The following is a 22654-nucleotide window of genomic DNA, read 5'->3' as shown; positions in this document are numbered from 1 at the left end:
CACCGCCAACGGTAATCCCTCCGCCAGCACGCCAGCTAGCAGCGGAGAGGTTACAAGTGCGCAAGATAGAAAACAAGCGGTGCTCCAGTTAGCCAGTCAAAAATTACATGCCATGCGTGATCGTGTAAACCGTATTGTCATCGGGCAAGAAGAGGTGGTTGATCAAGTGTTGGTGTCTCTGATCGCCAATGGTCACGTGTTGTTAGAGGGGATCCCCGGTCTCGGTAAAACCTTGCTGGTGCGTGCATTAGCCAGTTGTTTTGGTGGGCAATTTAAGCGTATTCAGTTCACTCCGGATTTAATGCCCGCTGATATCACTGGGCATGCTATGGTCAATATGGCCGATGGCAACTTCCGTGTACGTAAAGGTCCAGTGTTTACCAACCTGCTATTGGCGGACGAGATCAACCGTTCACCGGCAAAAACGCAAGCCGCTTTACTCGAAGTCATGCAAGAAAAACAAGTCACTATCGAAGGTGAGTCACACGCATTGGATCTGCCTTTTATGGTTTTTGCTACGCAAAACCCAATAGAACAAGAAGGGACTTATCCACTTCCCGAAGCGGAATTAGACCGCTTCTTATTGAAAGTCACCATGGATTACCCTGATTATGACAGTGAAATTGCATTGACACGGGCCGTCGCCAAAGAAGCAACAGGGGATTTAATGGAGAGCCAATCCAACGAACCGATTGTGCAACCCAGTGACATTCTAAAACTCCAAGAGTTAGCGACTAAAATTACCGTGGATGAGCATGTGATGGACTACGCCGTTCGTATGGTGCGCGCCACGCGAGAAAGTACCGCGATTGTTAAAGGCGCGGGTCCTCGGGCTAGTATCGCGTTAATAAAATCGGCACGCGCCAATGCGTTGTTGCGAGGCGACAGTTTTGTGTTGCCCGATGATGTCAAAGCGATGGCACATCCTGTGATGCGACATCGAATCATTTTGTCTGCAAATACCGAAATTGACGGACAAACTTCCGACACTGTACTCGATCAGTTGTTAGATACTGTCGAGGCTCCGCGTCAATGAGGCCAAGTCGGCTTTGTTTACAACTCTTTGTCGGGCTAATGGTGATTGGCCTGGGCATTGGTGTTTCTTCATTTTGGTTGCCTGACGGTATTGTTGGCAGTTTACGTTTACTGTGGTGGTTTGTTTTTGCCGCGGTTATCGTGGCGGCACTTATTGACGCCAGCGTGTGGCGAGAAAAGCAACCCATACAGGCTACCCGTACTGTACCCAATAGTCTCGCTGTGGGAGCGCCAAATAAAGTTGCGATCACGATTCAAAACTGCACCCAACGACCGCTTCCTATTACGATTATTGATCACTACCCGAGTGAGGTGACGGCGGAGGGTTTTCCGCGTTATCTACGTCTCGAGGAAAGTCGCAAAGAGGATATGCGCAGTAGCGCTCAGTTGAGCTACATTGCTCGTCCTATTCAACGCGGTGCCGCTCGTTTTGGCGACATCGATTTCCGAATTCGTTCGCGTTTAGGTTTGTGGGATTTTCGAGAGCGGATAGAACAACCGCAGATGGTAAAAATTTACCCCAACTTTACGGCGATCAGTCAGTTTGAAACCTTGGGGCACGATCAACAGATTTCACAAATCGGCGTGCACTTAATTCAGCGTCGTGGCCAGGGGATGGATTTTCAGCAGTTGCGTGAGTATCGTGAAGGGGATACAACACGGCAGATTGATTGGAAAGCCAGCTCGCGTTATCGCAAAATTATATCCCGCGAATATCAAGATGAGCGCGATCAAGATATTATCTTTCTACTTGATTGCGGTCGCCGAATGAGAACCAAAGACGGTGAACTTAGCCACTTCGATCACGCACTGAATAGCTTACTACTCTTGTCCTACGTTGCACTTAAACAAGGCGACGGTGTTGGCTTGTTGAGTTTTGCAGGCGAAGGTCGCTGGCTTCCGCCAGTTAAAGGCAAGGCAAGTATCAATACCTTGCTGAACACCGTTTATGATTTGCATAGCTCCTCAAGTACTAGCGATTTAGTGGAAGCGAGTACTGAGCTGATGAGTAGGCATCGCAAACGCTCGTTGGTGGTATTGTTGACTAATCTTCGAGAAGAAGATCGTGAAGACGTAGTGGCGGCTACCCGGTTATTGGCGAAGCAACATATTGTCATGGTTGCTAACTTGCGCGAGTCATTTCTTGATGAAACCGTCAAAACGCCGGTGATCGATTTTGAATCGAGCTTAACCCTCGCCGAAACCACTAACTTGTTGAGCGCTCGTGACAGGCTAATGGATAGTCTCCGGCAGCAAGGTGTTATTGTTACTGACTCAACGCCGCAACAGTTACACATCCGGTTGGTGAATGAGTATTGGGCATTAAAACGTAGTGGTCGCCTGTAAAAGCGCTACGGACGTCTAAGTATTTCGCAACAACCTTTTCTCATAGTAAGTATCTCCTGCGATTTTCTGCGCTAAGGGCAAATATGGCGGACAATAAAAATTATACCAATGAGGTCGATGATGTTATTACCAGTGAAGAGCAGCATCTCGCACAAGATCCACACTTTGAACGAGAGAAAAAAGTCGGCCTAGCATTTTCTGGGGGCGGTATTCGGTCGGCTTCATTTGCGTTGGGTGTGATGCAGTCGCTAGTGTCGCACGATAAGTTAAAAAAAGTGGATTACCTATCAACGGTGTCCGGTGGTGGCTATATTGGCTCAGCGTTGACGTGGTTCTTAAGTCAGAAAATACCTAGCTGGATGAAACGCCAAGAGAGTACTTCAGATGAATACTTTGGCACCTCCCCCGATAACTTTCCCTTAGGTCAAAAGTTTTCAGGTAATCGAATTGCATCGGAACGCTATCGTCCGAACGCTATTCTTGATTACATTCGACAACATGGCAATTACCTTATCCCTGGGCAAGGATTAACGTCTGTCGCGCTGATTGGTTATACACTGCGCGCGTTGCTCGTCTCACTCACCGCTTATTTATTGTTGCTGACGACATTTATGGTCGCGTTTCAGCAGTACGGTTTTTATTCATTTTTTCCTGGTGGTATCGAGGCTTGGCCGGGTGTTGAATTTGGCTTAGGTAACGGGTTTTTTATCATATCCATTATTACGATCTTGTTGTTCTTATTTTTTGGCTACGTTTATTCGTTGTTTACCCGGTTTAATGGTGGTTCAGCGAGTTGGCATTATCGCTTCCGGACGCTGGTTCAAAAATGCAATGGCTACCTCATCGTGATTGGTGTCGGTAGTGCGCTGTTAGGGAGCATTCAAGTTGTCCACTTAATCATTGTTGAATTTACGTCAGCCGATATGCGTATGCCGGCAGCAAGTACATCGGTTATTGCCGGGCTTCTCGGTGCTGTAACCCAAATTAGGCGATTGATGCAGGCGGGCGGCCGTGCGAATCGATTTATTGTGATCTTAACGGGCGGATTAATGCTGTATGGTTTGGCGTTGATGGCGTATTGGATAGCCGAAGTTATTATCCTCGCGCATGCGCCTACATGGTGGTTAACCTTGGTTATGGTCTGTGTCGCCATCATTTTAAGTATGTGCGTCAATATCAATTATCTGGGTTTGCATCGTATGTATCGTGACCGCCTGATGGAAACGTTCATGCCAAACCTTAATAGCGTACGGGATAACTCCTGGGGAATGGCTACTGAAGCTGATACCGCTAACATTGATACCATGTGCCAGCAGAATAAGCGGCCGTATCACATCGTCAATACCAACATTACATTAGTCGATTCAGAGATCTCAAAATACCGAGGGAGAGGCGGGGACAACTTTATTTTATCACCGCTGTATTGTGGTAGCGACGCGACGGGCTGGCGTGATTCGAGCGATTATCTTAAACAAGGCTATCGTTCAGGGATGGCCTTGTCGACTGCAATGGCGATTTCCGGCGCAGCCGTTAATCCGAATGATGCAGTCGCCGGGAAAGGTGTGACTCGCGATCGCATTGTGGCAACCGTTTTGTCTATATTGAATTTGCGGCTGGGTTTTTGGGCTACGCATCCAAACCCTAGAAAGCAGTTTTCCTTCCCGCCTAATTTTATCTACCCCGCATTGACAGGTGGCGTATTAAGTGGAGGTTTAAATGAGAAGCGAAAAGCCATTGAACTAACCGACGGTGGTCATTTTGAGAATCTAGCACTGTATGAATTAATTCGCCGTAAACTAAACGTGATTATTTGTACGGATGGCGGTGCAGATCCTGATTTTCAATTCTCTGATCTCGCCAATCTGGTTGAGAGAGTTCGAGTAGATTTTGGAGCACAAATAGCATTTGACTCGAAAGACTACAGTCTTGAGAACTTACTGCCGGGTAGCGAAGACGATGATTATTTTGTCTCTAAATATAACGGAGCGAAAAACGGTTTTGCCCTCGGCACTATCACCTATCATGATGGTAGCCAAGGTCGACTGATTTATATTAAAACAACCTTGGTGAAGGGCTTAACGGCAGACCTTATCGGTTACAAAACAGCAAACCCTACCTTTCCAGATCAATCTACAGCGGACCAGTTTTTTGATGAGCCCCAATTTGAAGCCTACCGAGAACTTGGCTACCAATTGGGGCAACGTATGTTACAAGTGAATGAAGCCGAGGGATGGTTGTAGTTAACCAACGAGCTTTAATTTGATTAACGGTAATGTTTTTTATAGGGCAAACCATGGTCTTGTGATCGGCAAATAATAAGATGCTTGATATTCTAATAAAAAAAGGGTTTTATATGTCAATTATAAGACTGATGTATGTAGAGCACAGGAATGCCGGTTACATATACCCACGAAAAGAATAGTAAGTTTGTTTTCACCCGCGTTGATGACGTTTTAACAACCGGCGAAATCATCTCCCACTTTAGTCGTATGATTGATGATGCGGCTTTACCTCCAGAGTTTGTAGAGGTCGTAGACTTTGGTGGTTGTCGAGATGTTGAATTTCGATATTCAGACTTCGCCAAGCTGCAAACGCTGTCTCTAGTGCTTAGAGATAGGGGGCTGCAAATTTCCCTATTTCGCGCCTTCTCTCAGGAAAGCCGGAATATCATTGAATTCTTGATCCCGCTCTTTACTTCAATATCAATCACCACACACATATGTTCATCTGAGTCTGAACTAGCCGATGCGATGGATGCATTTTTAAATGCGTCGGTAGAGTAACGGAAAAACGCCGAAAAACGTCTGGTGAGCAATGGCGAAACGTTAGGCTATGCAAGGCTAGCGTAGGGCAGGAGAGTGAGCCGCATGATAACAAAAATGTTTGAATACAAAACCTGGGCCGATGATCGTACGCTGATGGCTGTCGAAAAAATCGATAGAGTACTCTATCCCGACAGTTATGCGTTTGCTCTCCAGCAAATCAATCATATTGTGATAGTTGAAGAATTGTTTAGAAGTCGATTAGAGGATAAGCCTCTGCCACATGCTGCCACGAATACTAAGGTGGTACCGCACTTCGACGAGCTAAAAGCCCGGTTAGACGTGTCTTCGCATTGGTATTTGGATTATGTTTCTACCCTGAATGACGGTGAACGTTCGATATCGTTTACCTACACAGACGGTAAACGAGGGACGCTATCCATCAACGAAACCCTTTTTCATATCGTAAATCATGGCAGTTATCATCGTGGCAATATTGCTCACGCATTAGATCTAGCGGCGGTGCCGCATCGGTTTGACGGCTATGGAATATTTATTCACGAAGTCCAGCCCGAGCGTAGAGGGACGTAAAGCATATGCCTATTGCTCATTGTATCGTGCAGGCTGATTGTGTATCTGGGACGGAAGACGTTGTCGCGTTGTGGACGCAACAATCAGGTGTAAGCTCGGAACATATGACCGTTAATCTCGTGCAAGCCCAGCACCAGTTCGGGAAGGCGTACAAGGTAATGGCGACGTTGTATTTGCCTTCATTGTGGTCAAGGGACAAGGTGGACGATTTGCAATTGGGATTGGCCAAGGCCTTGGCAGATTATTTTTCTATCGAACTTAGCGATGTTCATGTAATTACCACAATTGTTGTGTCGGGAAATGTGGTTGAGTCGGGCGAGATCGAAAGATGGTAATCTTTGAATTGATGCGCTTCGTAGCGTCGCGCTGGTGCACTAGGAACTTTTTTCTAGACGCGCTGTGAACCCATCCGTGGGGCTCTCCGTCCATGGGTATACGTAGACATTATGCCTACATGTGCCTAAGTTCTTGAGCAAACTGTTAGGCGGTAAAAATGAGACATCTGTTTTCTATTGTACTTATTCTCTTGCCTTTAACTGTGCAAGCGGAAAAGCTGACTATTACATATGAGGTGAATCCACAAATCTATATTGGCAGTCATGATTATGCGAGCCTAGTGATCAATAATGATGGAAGCGCCGTATGGATAGGTGATTTGCCTAGCCCTATAAATAATAATGAATATGACTGGGAAGAATTTCATAAACAATCAAAGAACCATATGCACGAAATACAATACACCAAACAGCAGTACCAAGAGATATTGGATTTGGTTCTATCAGTATTATCCAACGTGAGACCTAACAATGCTCAGCTTGGAGGAAAAGACTTTACTTCTTTTAATATAATGCTTTGGGGTAATCCTAATATTGAATTCAGGTTTAATTCAATCGGCGGGAATGACTTTCCAGAAGGTATTAATAAACTAAACTCATACATTAAATCACTATCGGCGCCTAAAAAATTAACCAAGCCGGATGCGTAAAATGCGCACGCCTCTTCTTGAAGTGTTAAGAACCTATACCATGGAACAAAATAATTCAATTAAATTTGAGTACAGTAAAGAAAACTTATTGGTCTTACTCGAATGTGGGGCAAGGCCAAAGAATTCGCCCTATTCACACAAGCAAATAGCAGAATGGTGTGAGAAGTTTTGAAATAAGTGCTGTGATGTAGATGTGCCACAAGAAATGGAAGATATTATGTCAGTCCTAGCTGATGTAGAAACACAGTGGGACCTCTACTTGGCAAACAACTACTCAATCGAAGAGCTTCGAATATTGAATTTTGAGTCAGTACAGTTGCCAGTAGAGTGGTTTAGAAATTGGGCGGTAGAGGCTAATGCTTAAAAAATCGGGGTTGTCTCCTTTGACAGGCTTTTCATATGATTAGTATCCGAGAGTTGGTATTGAGCGATCTTGAATCAATGATCGAGCTATTCACCGATGAACGAGTATTTGCAAACTTCGATAAAGGGCCTTGGAGTAAATCGAGAATAGAAGAGAGCGTTTTAAGGAATGTTTCTATCTGGTACTCTGGACAAATAGGTTCACACGTTATCTGTAAAGAAAATCGAGTAATCGGAAAGCTTATCGTATTCCCGAATAAAGATAATGAACACGAATTAGGGTTTGTTCTTCACCCGTCATACTGGGGTAAAGGCTACGCTACAGTAGCCGGCGAATTGGGTATAAATTATCTCGAATTCAACACTGAAGTTGATCACGTTGTTGCTTTTGCTCGGAAATCAAATGTTGCATCAATCCGTGTAATTCAAAAGCTTGGTTTTTTGCAATGTGATGAAAGGACTGGTGCTGACGGAATCACGCGTTTCAAATATATTCGGTCTTTAGCTAGTAAAAGAACCTGACTCGTTCTCGTTCTCGTTTTGTTTGAGGTGTTACGAATCTCCCTCGGCGGCTTCACAACGTAATAAAAAATGGAACAATAGTGAAAAAAAGCCACGATATAAGTTCATCAAGAAATGCGGCATTAGATGGTCTGAGGGGTATAGCCATAATCGCCGTTATACTGTGTCACAGCTCTATTCTTGGTCCAAATCAAACCGAATCGAGTATAGCTACTATGCTACTTGCAGTATTTGACTTTGGTTGGTCTGGCGTAGATTTGTTTTTTGTATTATCTGGTTTTTTAATCACTGACATCATTTTGTCTGCGCGTAATAATCAGGGATGGATGAAATCGTTCTTTATAAAACGAGCCTTTAGAATACTGCCAATTTATTTTTTCTTCTTATTTATATTGCTGATTTTAAGCTATACGATAATGTTCGGGAGAGGTGATTTTTCGTTCATTAGAAAGCATCAACCATATTACTGGTTGATGGGGCAAAATTTTCTGAGCCTCATCAACATGAATTGGCCCCCTTCACTATTTTACGGCGGCCATTTATGGACCTTAGCAGTAGAGTGGCAGTTCTATATGATTTGGCCATTAATAGCGGGTCGATTCTCTAATAAAACTCTTTCGACTATTTGTATTCTTGTAATACTAACTGCTATTGCTTCAAGAATCATTTTCTGGCAGATCGACGTCCATATCTCTGTTATTTACACGAACACGATTACCCGCATGGACAGTATTGCAATCGGGGCCCTAGTGGCTTTATTGCTACGTTCTAATATTGAAAAGTTAACCCTACAAAAATTATCTAAAATGTTTATTTCTATTGGTGTCGTTTTTGTTCTGGGGCTATTCTATTTATATGGGAGTGCCTCATACAATATACCGGCGATGTACACCATCGGGTATACATTGCTAGCGTTGTGTTTCGCAGGGCTCGTTTATCAAGCCGTTATAACCACTGAGAGAACCCTATATAAGGCAATATTGAGTAATAGGGTGCTGACCACGATTGGTAAATACAGTTACGCTATGTACATAGTGCATTTACCGTTAATGGGTTATTTTGGTAACTTTGAGAAAGGAATAGCAGGTAGTAGCTTTTACGGCCAACTTGTATTTATTCCCACTATGTTTATAGCAACGTTTTTAATAGCCATGGTTTCCTGGAAATTTATTGAAGCCCCTACACTTGCATATGCTAGGAGTCGTGCTTGTAATATGAGATCCGGTGCAATGAGCTCTTGATCAGATGATTATTACATTGAAAAGTTGATGGTTTTGGTCAAAATACTTATCACGGATCAAGCACACGAAAAGCATGCCAATAAACGCGTGCTACTCCAGCTCTGTTGACGTTCAGCATTTGCGAAGCAATATGCTGCAACGCTTTCAACCTCCCTCTCCAAAATTTGGCGATCATACTAGGTCTTCCTGCCGGGGGCGGTACCCAAGACGTTGATGAAACACGTCCTGTGTTTCACCCTGCGGGCGCCTTAAAAAGCAGGCGTCCAAATTTATTCCAGATAAATTTATGGGAGACAGGACGTCGACGGAGAGCCACATGGGTGAGAGCAAGCGTTTGCAAAATGTTATTTTGCGCTTGTTCGAACGATTTCAATCTGTGATTGAAAGACGGCCCCGCTTGCGGGTGCTTGCCACGTGTCTTGGGTACCGCCCCCGACTGGAAGACCGGGCTAGTGGCACTATCTATCCATTCCCAACAAACTCTCCGCAACCTCTATGCAATCCAAACCTGTTTAACATTCACAAACTCCCGAATGCCCTGCGGCCCTAACTCTCTACCGTAACCCGACAGCCCAACACCACCACTAGGTAAACGTGGGTCTGTTTTAACAATCCCATTCACTGCCACTTGCCCAGCACAAAGCGAAACAGCTGCCTGCTGTGCTTTGCTCTCATCACTCGTCCAAATACTCGAACCCAATCCATACTCGGTATCGTTAGCGAGCTCCAATGCATGGGCAAAGTCTTTTGCTTTAATCACAGATAAAACTGGGCCAAAAGTTTCTTCAGTAAACGCTGTCATACCAGGCTCTACGTCGACCAGTAGGGTTGGTGGGTAGAAAAAGCCATCACCAGAAGAGACATCGCCACCACACAGACAACGCGCGCCTTGCTGTATCGTTTGCGTGACTTGATCTTGCAATTTGATTTGTAAATCCTTCCGTGCGATAGGCCCTAAGGCTGCTGAATCCAGCGTCGGGTCTCCCAAGGACAGATCGCTAAACCGTTGATACAGTTTTTCACACATCGTGTCATAGATACTGTCTTCGACAATGACACGCTTGGCTGCAATGCATGATTGGCCTGCGTTAATCATGCGCGATAAGGTAATCACATCACACGCCTTATCTAGATCTGCATCCGCCAAAACAATACACGGGTCAGAGCCGCCTAACTCTAGCACAGCCGGTTTTAAACTTGCGGCGGCTCGAGCTGCGACCTTTTTACCTGCGCCACTTGATCCTGTGAAAGACACCGCTTTGATACCTGGGTGGTCAATTGCCTCACCAACTTCTGCAGTGGCAATTGGCAAGTTAACCATCACATCTTTCGGTAATCCCGCTTGCTCAAATGCTTCGGTTAGTTTTGCGGCGGTGGCTGGAACGTTTGGATCAGCTTTCATTACGCAGGTATTCCCGGCCATTAATGCCGGTGCTAAAAATCGCAACGCCAGCCAAACCGGTGCATTCCACGGTAGAATCCCCAACACAGTTCCAAGTGGTTGGTAACAGACATAGCTAAGGCTGGCATCGGACTCAAGCGTTTCGCTACTAAGAAACGCCGCACCATGTTCAGCATAGTATTCTGCACACGTTGCTGATTTTTCAACTTCACCTAAGCCTTCACGGTAGGGCTTTCCCATTTCCTCTGCCATCAGAAGCGCTAAGTCTTCTTTGTAGTCGCGAAGTGACGTGGCGATTTTCGTCAGGTAAGCGGATCGTTCCTCAATAGCGGTATCTCGCCAACTTGGAAATGCTGCCACGGCTTTATCGATTGCTTGACTACATTGTTCTGATGAAAGTGATGGAATTGGGGTTAAGGGAGCACCCGTAGTGGGATTAACCGGCGTTAACATCTTCCACCTCCTGAACAGTCTCTTTAATGCTTGCGACGGTTTTAGGCGATCCTTTTTTCGGCTTGCGTGCCTTAGATAAATCAATGCACTCGCCACTGTCTATTTCGTTGGGTTTTACGACGAAATCGCGATCGGTATTTTCAAAGAACGAGGCGCAGCCATCTTCGGTGATATAAATCGTATCGGAAATGCCGCAGGTTTTATCACCTTCAATGCCCCACATCCACGGAATTAAGTGGAAGGTCATGCCCTCGCGTAATACAGTCGACTGGCCTTGTTTAAGGCTGAGGATGTAGCCTTCATCCCAACTGGGCGGGAAGGCAATGCCAATGGAATAACCTGAGCGAGTAATGAGACGCGCACCAATATTATTGTCACTGATGATATTGCGTACCAAATTATCGACATCGGAAACCGTCATACCAGGTTGCAACATTCCGTGTACCGCATTTAAGGCGTGTTTCATGGTTTCTTGCGCGGTGTACATGGAATCGGTGAGCTCACCTAAAATAACCGTACGCATCATCGCCGTGTGGTAGCGTCGATAACAACCACCCACTTCTAAAAAGACATGCTCGTTATTTTGTACCGTGCGACCTTCCCACGTAGCATGGCCAATCATAGTGCGAGGTCCCGAGGTCACGTACGGCATAACGGCTGGAGGCTCGCCGCCAGCGCGAAACATACCATCGCTGATCGCTGCACCAATTTCATTTTCTGTTGCACCAGCACGGCAGGCTTCAATACCGGCCGCCATACCCGCTTCGGTTGCGAAGGCTGCTTTTTTCATTAAGGCAATCTCAACAGGGGATTTACAAATACGCCCCTCTTCGACAATGCCAAAACAATCGAGCAACTTCGCATCTTTTAGCGTGGTATGAATAACATCTTGGTGATAAGCCGGGAAGAAGTAACTGTTGCGCTCGTAGCCAATACGTTTGTTCGACAGCCCAAATTCACGTAGCGCATCGACTAACATTTGAATCGCATCACCGGTATCCGGGTAGGGGCGAGTAACGTCCACCCAAGTACGCGCAATGACATTTGATTCTTCAAGAGCGCGCGTGATCATAAATGGCTCTTGCTCTAGCGGAACTACTAATGCTTGGAAAAACGAATAGCCCGTAGTTTGGTAATCCGTTAAATACATAATGTTCGCTGGATCAGAAATGACCACGGCATCGAGATGGCGCTCGGCAATGCGCGCTCGCAATTCATTGAGGCGGCGTTCGTATTCTTCCGGTGGGAAGGTCATATCATCACGTTTGTTCATGCTGCTTCCTCCATTACCATTTCAGTAGCTTTAACCAGAATATCCAGGCCGGCGACGAGGTCTTCGTCTGGAATGGTCAGAGGTGGAATTAGCTTGATGACTTTGCCGCCTATCCCGCAGCTGGCGACGATTAATCCGTTTTTGAAACACTCTTGCACAATGGCAGCTGCACGTTCGCCGTCACCCAAATCCAAACCCATGATCATGCCTTTACTGCGCAATTTTATCGATGGGTCAGATGCGAGCAGGGGCTTCAGTTTTGAATGCATCAAATCAATTTTGGCTTTAAGGTCATGCATGAGATCACCTTCAGCGAAATAATCTAGCGCAACTTTACCGGCAATGAACGAAAGGTTTTGGCCTCTGAATGTACCGGTGTGTTCTCCTGGCGACCAGTGTTCATCAAATTCGGGCCTGACTAAATTCATCGCCATGGGTGTCCCAATGCCACCGATGCCTTTCGCTAAACACACAATATCCGGTTCAATATCTAAATCATCGAAACTGAAATAGGAGCCCGTGCGACCGCACCCGACTTGAATGTCATCCACAATGAGTAGGGCTCCTAATTCTTTCGCCAGCGCGGCAACACCCTTAATCCATTTTTTACTTGCGACATTCACACCGCCTTCCGCTTGAATGGTTTCCAGCATAAACGCCGCTGGCTTTTCAGTCTCTTCCGACAGAAAATGCTCGCGCAACTCTGCAAGTAGCGCTTCACTATCAGTAGATTCTTCGCCAAAAGGAAAGTGACTCACATAATCGAGAGGAACACCGGCAGCGCCGCGGAAGTATTCATTCGCTGTTGCGGCAAGGGCACCTAATGTCATGCCGTGGAAACCTTGTTGAAAAGCTGCAATGTTTTTACGCCCGGTCACACGTCGCGCTAGTTTCATTGCCGCTTCAACGGCATTGGTCCCCGTCGGGCCGGTAAATTGTAATTTGTGAGGCATAAAACGTGGTTTAAGAATTACATCCGTAAAGCGCTCAATAAATTCAGCCTTGGCTTCGGTTTCCATATCTAAGCTGTGAAGTACACCGTCACTTTGCATATATTCGATGATGGCGTGCTTCATGCGCGGGTTATTGTGTCCAAAGTTGAGAACGCCTGCGCCAGCGAAAAAATCAATATAGGTATTGCCATTGGCGTCGGTTTGTCGAGCATTAGTGGCAGATTTAAAAACAACAGGGTATACGCGGCTGTAGGCGCGAATGGATGATTCGCGCTTTTCGAAAATAGTCATAGTGATGTCCTTCAGTTAACAGATTGTGAAGTTGTCGTTAACCAGAGGGAGCTAGGGCGGAGTGCGCATGCCAGTTAAGCGGCAAAACCAACGACAGACATCGCTGATGAGTTGATCGTTAAAATCGTAATGGGGGCTGTGGCAGGGCGCATCATGGCCTTTGCCATCGTCACTACCAATTAACGCAAAAGCGCCGGGCTTTTCGCGCAAATAGTAACTAAAATCTTCCGATGCCATGATCGGTAATTGTTGACCGTGGGCAAGGCCCTCACTGCCATATAATTCTGTCCAGCAAGCGCGAGCTGTGGCCGCCTGCGTTGCATGATTAACCGTCGCGCCATAACGCGCTTGATGATCCACTTCGCAACTCACGCCATAACTCTCAGCGGTTTGCATGGCTATCTCGGTAATTAACTGTTTAATCGTCGCACGCGTTTCTTCATCCGGTACGCGAATGCTTCCGCCAATATCTGCCGTTTCCGGAATAACCGTGAGCGCGTTGCCGGTGTGAATACGTGTGATGCTAACAACTGCGGCTTTTTGTGGTGGCAAACGGCGGCTGCATATTTGTTGAAGTGCTAAGGTAATCGCACTGGCTGCCAATACTGGATCTTTACAGCGCTCGGGTTGACTAGCGTGGCCACCTTCGCCGCGTAGATGAATGGTAAACGTTCCATTACCACACATAATTAAATCGTCGGGGCAGGCCAGGGTGCCGTAGGGTAAGGCTGGCCAGTTGTGCCAACCATATATTTCGCTTACATCGTCTAGCGCACCGTCGGCAATCATTTCGCGCGCGCCGTGACCACCTTCTTCTGCGGGCTGAAATAACAATACGACGCAGCGGTCGAGTTCGTGCTCGTGAAATTTAAGCCAGCGCGCCGCTGCAAATAGTGTGGCGGTGTGGCCATCATGGCCGCACGCGTGCATACAACCTGGCGCAGTTGATTGCCAGGCTTTACCGGTTTTTTCATCAATGGGAAGTGCGTCAATATCTGCGCGCAGAGCAATAGCGGGTTTGCTACCTTCGGGGTTGATCCAAGCAACTGTGCCGGTTTCTGCGCAGGGGCGCCAAGGAATACGTAATTCATCAAGCATTTCGCGAATGGAGGCCGCTGTGTTGTGCTCTTGCCAACTCAGTTCGGGGTGTTGATGCAACGTGCGTCGAAACGCCTTTGCTATCTCAATGTTCTCTTGCCACTCATTCGACACGATACCCTCCACACCATGTCGGCAAACCAGAGTTACACGGTAAGTGCTCTAGGTTTGAGCCGCATGGCTGTAAAGGGGTTGAAGCAATTAGCGAACCAGTTGTTCGCAAAACGGCGATAGAAAGTGTTCGGGTCGCGTATAACTGCTGTGGAATCAGCTAGTTAGCGCAACGTATTTTTACCTTATTGGTGAAAAACCTGAGCAGACGCGTCGATAAAAGTTGTGGTTGAATCCACACCCAGCTCGCATGAGGCATTAAAACTGCGTTTTATTGGTGCAACAATTCGCTTGGTTTTCGCTTTGTTTCGATAACCCTGTGAATAGAGAGTGATGAGCGAATACCTTCATGCCGAATAGCATTAATTCGCAGTATTTAGTGTGTCGATCGGTGCTTCTTATGTAATTTTAATACTATAAAACACGCAATCTATCGATATGGCTATCATTTCTCCGGCGGTTCCACTGCATTAAAGTAGTTCGTATTCACCAGCTTCGCACAACCCTTGTGCAACAAAATGGGATATTTTGATTCTTGATTCACGCTAATAAAATTTTGTCTAAGCCTTGTGATACGGGGGGTGTAGCGAATTATTATGGGCGTTTTAATAACTTAAAAATCAACGGCATGGTTTCTGCAGCACAATAAATATCGAAAAAGGTATAAGTACCTTTTAACGAAAAACCCAATCAATTACGTGGAGACCCATGTTTTATCAGTGCAATACCACATTGCCAGTTATAAAAACGCAGCGGAAACCCCCTTCATTGTTAACGAGATGTTGTCTCGTTATGCCTCTCTCTGATCGGCTTACTCAGTCGACATTCATACATTTCTTCTCATTATGCGCAGGAGCATGCCATGCTATTAGCCACTGATCTTGATGGAACATTTTTAGGCGGCAGTCCAGAAAACCGAACTAAACTCTATCAATTAGTCGCGGCCCATCCCGATATCGATTTAGTCTTCGTCACCGGACGCGGTTTAGAGTCGGTCATACCTTTATTGTCTGACCCAACCATTCCTCAACCCGACTACATTATTTGTGACGTGGGGTGTACCGTTGTTGACGGGGAGGCGCTCCAACCTCTACATGCGATTCAAGGTGAAATTGAAAAACTCTGGCCCGGTGAACACGTTGTTGAAGATGCGCTAGCAGACATAACACCGTTGCAACGGCAAGAAGTACCACAAGAGCGACGTTGCTCATACTTTTGTAACGAAAATGATATCAGTAACGAGTTAGAAGACATCGTTGAATCGCTCGATTGTGATTTGCTATATTCCGCCGAGCTTTATCTTGACGTACTACCAAAAGGTATTAATAAAGGTAAAACGCTACGCAACTTAGTTAACCACTTGGGTATTGACCCTGAACTCGTGATGGTTGCAGGTGATACGCTTAACGACTTGTCCATGTATGAACAAGGTTTCAAAGGCGTGTGTGTCGGGGAATCAGAGCCCAAGTTATTAGACGCAACCTACAATCGAGCGCGCGTTTATCATGCACGCTTAAGCGGCTGCGGTGGAATACTCGAAGCGTTCGGACATTTTGGTTTTCTAGGGCCAAAAGGCATTGATGCCGAAGTGAATGACATTCCGGAATCTGGTAAATCAGACTTAGTTATTGTTTACCACCGACTACCTTACGAAGAGTTTTTCGAAGACGGAGAACTCGTGCGTCGTCGCCCGCGATCTCCCAACGGCATTATTCCCACGTTATTGAGCTTCTTTGCGGATGGTAAAGCGGGGTCTTGGGTGGCGTGGTCGATGCACCAACAAGGTAAATTCGAAACCCATACGGATGTCGATAAAGAGCGTTACCCAAAATTAGTTGCCGCGCGCGTTCAGCTGACGCAAGAGGATGTCGATATCTTCTATAAAAAGTTTTCTAAAGAAGCCTTCTGGCCAACGCTGCATACGTTTTGGGAGCGTGCAAGTTTTGATGAAGATCACTGGCAAGTGTTTCTCAAAGTAAACCGCTTGTTCGCGGAGAGAACCGCTGCCGAGGCCGCAGAAAATGCGACGGTATGGATTCACGACTACAATTTATGGATGGTTCCAGCCTTCCTGCGTGAATTGCGCCCCGACGTCACCATCGCGTTTTTCCATCATACATACTTCCCCTCGGCGGATGTTTTCAATGTGTTGCCATGGCGACGCGATATTGTCGGCAGTCTTTTACAGTGTGACTTCATTGGTTTTCATATTCCTCGCCAAGCGGAAAACTTTGTAGATGTCGCACGAGGTGTCACGCCGGTTGAAGTTGTCGAAAGTATGAATTGCGCACCGCGCTTTTTCACCTACGGTTGTGCCGTCGGCCTCGATGAGATGACCACAAAAATCAAAGTGAATGATCGGTTAATTGGTTTGGGCGCGCACCCGGTGGGGCTAGATCTATCGCGGGTGAAAAACGCCCTGGCAGAATCTAGTGTGCAAGCGCGCATGGAAGAATTACGGGAAGAGCTATCAAACACCCGACTCGTCTTATCGGTTGAACGTTTGGATTTCACCAAAGGCATCCTCGAAAAACTCGAAGCTTACGAGCGCTTGTTAGACTTGCATCCGGAGCTTGTTGGAAAAGTCACATTGATAACCGTGTGTGTGCCCGCCGCTGCGGGTATGACTATTTACGAAGAGCTACAAGGCCAAATTGAACAAACGGTTGGTCGAATTAATGGCCGCTTTGCGCGTGTTGGGTGGACGCCAATTCAGTTTTTCTTCCGCGCTCTGCCGTTTGAAGAGCTGGTTGCTTACTACGCCATGGCCGATGTCATGTGGATTACTCCATTGCGAGACGGTCTAAATCTCGTCGCGAAAGAATACGTTGCCACGCAAGGGCTGACCGATGGCCAAGGGGTGCTAGTACTGTCCGAGTTCGCCGGTGCTGCAGCAGAGCTACGCGGTGCGGTACTGACTAACCCCCATGACCCAGCGGAGCTAACGCAAACCTGTTATTTTGCACTCGCCATGAGCCGCAGTGATGCAAAAAGCCGCTTACACGAAGCCTTTGACGCCGTGTGTCATTACGATATTGAATACTGGGGTAAAGATTTTCTTGATGCAGTGGCCGATATGCGACGGTCCGTCGAACTTTTTATGGCAGAAAATTCAGACGAAAAGGTGACAAAGATCGACTCTAAGCGAAGGCGTGTTGCGTAAAGGTTGAGCCAACAGCACTTGAAAATAACAACGTCAACACTAGCCACTAAGAGTCGAGCCTATGCATCTACGCAATGCCGTACAGTTAATTTGTTACCCCAATCGTATCGGTAAAAATCTCGCCGACCTGAATACGGTAATCGAAAAGTATTTATCGTCGGCCATCGGTGGGGTGCACATCCTACCGTTTTTTCCATCCAACGCAGACGGCGGTTTCTCGCCGCTAACCCACAAAGAAGTCGAGCCCGACTTTGGTACCTGGGCGGACATCGAAAAAATCTCATCTAAATATGACCTCTGCGTCGATCTCACGGTAAACCATATTTCCGATGAATCAGAGGAGTTTAAAGACTTTGTCGCCAAGGGTTATGATTCCGAACACGCTGAGCTATTTGTGCATGTTGAAAAGTTTGGTGAAATCAGCCCTGACGATCTCGCCAAGATACACATCCGTAAAGAGAAAGAGCCGTTCCGCGATGTCACCTTTGCGGATGGCTCAAAAGGCAAGGTGTGGTGTACGTTCACCGAGAATCAAATCGACTTAAATTACGAATCGGATCTAACCTACCAGCTAATGGAAAGCTACATCAGCTTTCTTACCCAGCGTGGGGTTAACTTACTGCGCCTCGATGCCTTTGGCTATACCACCAAGCGCATCGGCACTAGCTGTTTTTTGGTGGAGCCAGAGGTCTATCAAATCCTCGATTGGATTAACGAAGTGGCATTAAAGCATGGGGCAGAGTGCTTACCCGAAGTGCACGACCACACCAGTTACCAATACGCCATTAGCCGTCGCAATATGCACCCCTACGGCTTTGCCTTGCCGCCGTTGCTGTTATATTCACTATTAGATGCCAACAGCACCTACCTTAAAAACTGGTTGCGCATGTGCCCGCGCAATATGATTACCGTGCTCGATACCCATGATGGTATTTGTATACCCGATGTGGAAGGCGTTCTGCCAGACGACAAAATCAAGGTGTTAATTGACAACATTGACGCCCGCAGTGCCGACCCCATTATGCGTCGTTCGGCCGCTAATATTCACAGCGTGGGTGCGATCTATCAGCTCACTTGTACGTTTTACGATGCATTAATGCAAAATGACGATGCCTATATTGCGGCGCGCGCGATTCAATTTTTTACCCCGGGAATTCCACAGGTGTATTACGTCGGCTTGTTCGCTGGCTGTAATGACAACGAGTTGATGGAAAGCAGTGGCGAGTTGCGTGATATTAATCGCCACTATTACGACTTTGATGAAATTGCAGAAGCCGTTCAAACACCGGTGGTGAAGCGCTTGTTGGCCTTAATGGAGTTTCGCAGCAACTATCCGGCGTTTGATGGGCATTTCGAATTGAATTACTCCAACAACTCAAGTGTTGATATGGCTTGGCGACATGGAGAGCATTACTGCCGCTTGTTTGTGGATTTAAACTTCAATACTTCGTCTATTCATTACCTCGATTTAGAGGACCTTAGCGAAAAGCAACTCGAATTCTAAATTTGATGCGCCACCCAACACACGCTGGCGTTAGTGCAGTTGTGTTTGGGTGGTTGCCGCGGATGACATTCCCTTCGTAAACAAACCGCACAATGATATTTCCAGTTTTTCTGCCTCCCTTAGTTCAATATGATTTTCAACCGACGCGTCCAAAACAACATAGATCGCGCGTGTAGTTGCCGCAACAACTGTCTCACCTGAGAAAACATTATTTACCAAACATCATGATGCAGAGAAACGTGGCTTAAACGAAGTAATCCGAAAAGAGGAATTGTGCGCCAAATTAACCTTTGCAGGATATTGATGTCTTCGGAGCGGTTGCGATGAGGCGATGATTAGGGGAATATCTGCCTTGCATTTTTAGCAACGTAAGCCGTCATTCAGTCCAATAATATCAAGGAGCGTATTATGTCTGAGCATTCCATCGAGTTTTTAGGCCAAAAATTTTCATACCCATCTACCTGGCAGGGTGCGTTTTCGGTGTTTGTGGTGTGCACCGCTATCACCACCACGGCCATTACGCTATCACCGGAGCAAGTAAATGCTATTGGCTCCCTGATTGGCAACGATTCAGAAGAAACCGTTGTGAGTCTTACCGATAAGCTGAGCAAAGAAAACCTGGAATTGAGAAAACAGGTGTTGTGGCTGGCAGAAACACCGGATATTTCAAGAGAAGAGCGGCAAGAGGTTGTGTCAAAGGTCAAAGACTCCGCTGAAGAGATCGATCAAACCTATGCAGCAGTTATCGACAAGCAAATTGAGAAGTCTCAGGCCATCAGCACGGCCCTTCCCAACACCAGCGGTCAGCAGCAACAAGTACTCAGTGCTCAGCAAGCTCGAATCATCCAGCTTACGGGACAGTTGCAGCAACAACAGCAAATGCAGCAGCAGATACAATAATTACTTCCGGTATTAGCGTCGCTAAATGCGGGCTTGTGCGCTCGTATTTAGCCGTTTAAATCATAAACTAAAGAACTATATGTTGTTCCCCTATGAAAGAAAGTAGTAACAGTCTTTTTCAAAATAATTATCTAGTAAAGTTCGCGCTACTAAGCGCTTTTTGTTTAACCGTAACCTCTTGCGCAAATATTAAGGAAGAGTATATCCCTAAAGGCGCTGACCTCGATACGCTTGCGGTACTGCGGGGTAGTGATGCGTCGATAACAAAACTTAAGTTTGATCCGGAACCGAATGGAAAACCAGGGCGGACATTTTGGGTATCGGTACATCGAGTATATGATTTTGAAGGCACTCAGGTCGTCAAGCAAAACCCTTGGTCTGGATCATATGAGTTGCTTTACCTTCCTATAGGTAAATACATCATCGAGGGAAGTTGTTGGTCAGGCGAATTGTCCACTGGTTACCAATTGGCAGTCAACTTGGAAGATACCATGGTTTACCAATTGCACTGTAACGTCGAGCATTTACAGAGAGCGAGTATCATGAGAAATACTTACGAAGGTAAAGTAAATATGTCGGTAGAAAAGCAGCCACGGCCAGAGGTTCAATGAGTTACCTGATGTAAGTTTTCGATAAAAGGGGACAGATTTATTTCTCGGAGATGTTCTAAGTATCTTAGCAGCCTTTTAATCCGAGCTCCTTTTTAGAGCCAAATTGTTTGTTGAACTATAAAAGGTGTACAAAAGAAATGGAATTCCAACCTTTTTTGTACTCAAGTGAGCTTTTACTTAGGCCTTTTAGTTTAGCTGATGCTGGCGCAGTACAAGTTTTGGCTGGAGATAAGCGGGTAGCGGAGACTACGAGTAATATACCGCACCCTTATCTCGATGGTTTTGCTGAGTCTTGGATTGCAACTCATGAAGGAAGGTGGCAGCGTGCTGAAGGTGTTACTTACGCTATAACTTTGAAAAATGACGAAATGCTTATTGGTGCTATTGGGTTGTTGGGTATATCGGGTAGCTCAGCGGAAATTGGGTATTGGATTGGTGTTCCGTTCTGGGGGCAAGGTTATTGTACGCAAGCAGTTGCTTGTTTAGTGGGTTTTGGTTTTTCCGAGCTAAACCTTGAAAGAATCTATGCAAAGCATTTAACGATTAACCCTGCGTCAGGGAAGGTGCTAGCTAAATGCAGTTTTACTCATATTGGTCAGACGGTTGAAAATAGGTCGAAGGATAATAGCGTTGTAACGGTCGAGCAGTATGAAAAGTTCAAGGCATAGATGTGGAAAAGGGAAGGAAGTATATTTTGATTAACACGTAATCCATCGTCCCCTGAAAGGATTGATCTGCGCGATAAACGAATTAAAGAACATGGTTATATATAGGCATATATGGTTACATGTAGCCATGCAATGGCTATATATAGGAATATATGTTCATATATGCACATACATGGCTATATACGACCATGTTCTTGAATAAACTGTTAGAAGGCCAGAGTATGGACTTAAGAAAAGACATAGAAAGTTTAGCGATCTGGTTTGTTCTAGCGACAATTATTATGTTTGTTGCAAATCTATTTTTAACGAAAGGCGATGTTCAAAATATTGAGTTGCTGAAGTTCCCTTTATCTAAACTGACGCTCATGGAGCTAATGGCTACTTTCGGGCTCCTTTCCAGTCTTATAGACAATATCGCAGTTGGAGCATGGCTATTTCAGCGTGCGAAATCATGTGGGTACAAAAAATGGCTGTGGGCCGCTTTTGGTTTGGCTGGCTCTCTTGTTGGAGGGGCGCTATTTTTACTCGCTCGTGCATATGAAACATGGCCATCTAACAAGTACAGCCAGCAGGACGGCGCAAAAGACGCGCCGCCACTGCTGTAAGCGTTAAATTTCAATCAAGAATCATGAGTGAAGAACTAATCAACAACATAGCTAACGTGCTCTCCGAGTGGAATCCATTAGGAGAAAAAGCTGAATCCACACCCGAACTAGAGGGTTATCTTTACGAAGCAATGGATATTTGTTCGGTTGTAGGTATTCTAAAAGAGCCTGTCGAGCAAGCAGTTAGTGGTGTATTAACTCAAGCATTTCGTATCGAGCTAAATGCACAAGAGTTAAAGTTGTACGCTGCAAAAATTGAGCAATTAATAAATGAAAATAAATAAATTTAACAAGGCGTGCTTATCGCCGCAAAAAACGCGGCTGGGACGCTCACTTCGTTCGCGCCCCAACACTTGGCGTTAAGTGTACGTAACCGGAGGGAAATCGGAGTTGGATAAAACAATTAGAAATAGAATGCTTTTGCGCCCTGCTATTTTGTCAGTGGCTGCTTTTTTCGTCGCGCTATTCATTATCTATTTTGTACCTCATCAGCTTTCAAAGGCTATTTCGCTAGTTGGCAACTCTGAACAATCAGTTACTTTCCCCGCGTATTTTGCTTTCGTTGTCATCGTTGCATTTACATTCAAGCCACTTCTAGTGCTTGCCGAAAATTATATTCTTATTAAAAGGTGGCAAAATGGCTCGTTACCTTCCTGTCCAGTTTGCCGTCATCCTATGAGACAACGCATAGCAAAACGTGGCTCGTATGCCGGGCAAAGATTTTGGGGTTGTATTCAGTACCCTAAGTGCGGAGGCACAGTACACATTGGTTAAAA

21 protein-coding genes are annotated in these 22654 nt (G+C 45.9%); 17 read left to right on the top strand and 4 right to left on the bottom strand.

The genetic code is table 11. The annotated features are described in order from the left end of the window. Nucleotides 1–112: 112 nt before the first annotated feature. The 10 genes from ACZ5NB_RS12795 (at nt 113) to ACZ5NB_RS12750 (ending at nt 8846) form a co-directional block, all read left to right on the top strand. Entirely contained in the window at nt 113–1036 is a 924-nt protein-coding gene (locus ACZ5NB_RS12795) for an AAA family ATPase (RefSeq protein WP_460234985.1), read from the top strand. After that, nucleotides 1033–2382 carry a DUF58 domain-containing protein gene (locus ACZ5NB_RS12790; protein WP_460234963.1) on the top strand — a complete coding sequence of 450 codons (1350 nt, stop codon included), beginning with the start codon at nt 1033–1035 and terminating at the stop codon, nt 2380–2382. The genes ACZ5NB_RS12795 and ACZ5NB_RS12790 overlap by 4 nt, the downstream gene beginning before the upstream one ends. Nucleotides 2383–2465: 83 nt before the next feature. Further along, nucleotides 2466–4622, top strand: a complete 2157-nt coding sequence (locus ACZ5NB_RS12785) for a patatin-like phospholipase family protein (RefSeq protein WP_460234964.1) — start codon at nt 2466–2468, stop codon at nt 4620–4622. A 150-nt stretch (nt 4623–4772) separates the two neighbouring features. Further along, entirely contained in the window at nt 4773–5165 is a 393-nt protein-coding gene (locus tag ACZ5NB_RS12780; protein WP_460234965.1) for a hypothetical protein, read from the top strand. A gap of 84 nt (nt 5166–5249) precedes the next feature. Beyond that, the gene (locus tag ACZ5NB_RS12775) at nt 5250–5735 is read left to right on the top strand and encodes a DinB family protein (protein ID WP_460234966.1); all 486 of its coding nucleotides are present in this window, start codon (nt 5250–5252) and stop codon (nt 5733–5735) included. 5 nt (nt 5736–5740) lie between these two features. Then, nucleotides 5741–6070 (top strand): hypothetical protein, encoded by a 330-nt coding sequence (locus tag ACZ5NB_RS12770; protein WP_460234967.1) that lies wholly within the window; start codon nt 5741–5743, stop codon nt 6068–6070. Nucleotides 6071–6228: 158 nt separating this feature from the next. Continuing rightward, nucleotides 6229–6720 carry a hypothetical protein gene (locus ACZ5NB_RS12765; protein WP_460234968.1) on the top strand — a complete coding sequence of 164 codons (492 nt, stop codon included), beginning with the start codon at nt 6229–6231 and terminating at the stop codon, nt 6718–6720. A gap of 217 nt (nt 6721–6937) precedes the next feature. Then, nucleotides 6938–7084 carry a hypothetical protein gene (locus ACZ5NB_RS12760; RefSeq protein ID WP_460234969.1) on the top strand — a complete coding sequence of 49 codons (147 nt, stop codon included), beginning with the start codon at nt 6938–6940 and terminating at the stop codon, nt 7082–7084. 35 nt (nt 7085–7119) lie between these two features. Continuing rightward, a complete protein-coding gene (locus ACZ5NB_RS12755; RefSeq protein ID WP_460234970.1) occupies nt 7120–7605 on the top strand; it encodes a GNAT family N-acetyltransferase in 486 nt (161 codons plus the stop codon). A gap of 80 nt (nt 7606–7685) precedes the next feature. Then, nucleotides 7686–8846, top strand: a complete 1161-nt coding sequence (locus ACZ5NB_RS12750; protein ID WP_460234971.1) for an acyltransferase family protein — start codon at nt 7686–7688, stop codon at nt 8844–8846. A 493-nt stretch (nt 8847–9339) separates the two neighbouring features. Here ACZ5NB_RS12750 and ACZ5NB_RS12745 read toward each other — a convergent pair whose 3' ends face one another. Genes ACZ5NB_RS12745 through doeB2 form a run of 4 tightly spaced genes read right to left on the bottom strand, consistent with a single transcriptional unit; the run spans nt 9340 to nt 14430 of the window. After that, nucleotides 9340–10701 carry an NAD-dependent succinate-semialdehyde dehydrogenase gene (locus ACZ5NB_RS12745; RefSeq protein WP_460234972.1) on the bottom strand — a complete coding sequence of 454 codons (1362 nt, stop codon included), beginning with the start codon at nt 10699–10701 and terminating at the stop codon, nt 9340–9342. Next, entirely contained in the window at nt 10685–11974 is a 1290-nt protein-coding gene (doeA, locus tag ACZ5NB_RS12740; RefSeq protein ID WP_460234973.1) for an ectoine hydrolase, read from the bottom strand. The genes ACZ5NB_RS12745 and doeA overlap by 17 nt, the downstream gene beginning before the upstream one ends. Continuing rightward, a complete protein-coding gene (locus ACZ5NB_RS12735; protein WP_460234974.1) occupies nt 11971–13218 on the bottom strand; it encodes an aspartate aminotransferase family protein in 1248 nt (415 codons plus the stop codon). Before ACZ5NB_RS12735 ends, doeA begins: the two co-directional genes overlap by 4 nt. Nucleotides 13219–13269: 51 nt before the next feature. Next, a complete protein-coding gene (doeB2, locus tag ACZ5NB_RS12730; protein WP_460234975.1) occupies nt 13270–14430 on the bottom strand; it encodes a N(2)-acetyl-L-2,4-diaminobutanoate deacetylase DoeB2 in 1161 nt (386 codons plus the stop codon). A gap of 859 nt (nt 14431–15289) precedes the next feature. On the opposite strand from doeB2, the gene ggpS reads away from it, so the two are divergent. From ggpS to ACZ5NB_RS12695, 7 genes are all read left to right on the top strand, one after another. Beyond that, a complete protein-coding gene (gene ggpS, locus ACZ5NB_RS12725; RefSeq protein ID WP_460234976.1) occupies nt 15290–17590 on the top strand; it encodes a glucosylglycerol-phosphate synthase in 2301 nt (766 codons plus the stop codon). A gap of 61 nt (nt 17591–17651) precedes the next feature. After that, a complete protein-coding gene (gene gtfA / locus ACZ5NB_RS12720) occupies nt 17652–19094 on the top strand; it encodes a sucrose phosphorylase (protein ID WP_460234977.1) in 1443 nt (480 codons plus the stop codon). Between the two features lie 408 nt (nt 19095–19502). Beyond that, nucleotides 19503–19994: a hypothetical protein gene (locus ACZ5NB_RS12715; protein WP_460234978.1), complete on the top strand. Its 492-nt coding sequence runs from the start codon at nt 19503–19505 to the stop codon at nt 19992–19994. Between the two features lie 92 nt (nt 19995–20086). Beyond that, nucleotides 20087–20605, top strand: coding sequence for a hypothetical protein (locus tag ACZ5NB_RS12710; protein WP_460234979.1), 519 nt, complete (start codon nt 20087–20089; stop codon nt 20603–20605). Between the two features lie 137 nt (nt 20606–20742). Beyond that, entirely contained in the window at nt 20743–21273 is a 531-nt protein-coding gene (locus ACZ5NB_RS12705) for a GNAT family N-acetyltransferase (RefSeq protein WP_460234980.1), read from the top strand. A gap of 221 nt (nt 21274–21494) precedes the next feature. Continuing rightward, nucleotides 21495–21878, top strand: coding sequence for a hypothetical protein (locus ACZ5NB_RS12700; protein ID WP_460234981.1), 384 nt, complete (start codon nt 21495–21497; stop codon nt 21876–21878). Nucleotides 21879–21901: 23 nt separating this feature from the next. Then, a complete protein-coding gene (locus ACZ5NB_RS12695; RefSeq protein ID WP_460234982.1) occupies nt 21902–22162 on the top strand; it encodes a hypothetical protein in 261 nt (86 codons plus the stop codon). The last annotated feature ends 492 nt before the right edge of the window (nt 22163–22654 follow it).

It is taken from the genome of Aurantivibrio plasticivorans (assembly GCF_055392955.1).
This window is presented reverse-complemented; position numbering and strand designations above follow the sequence as displayed.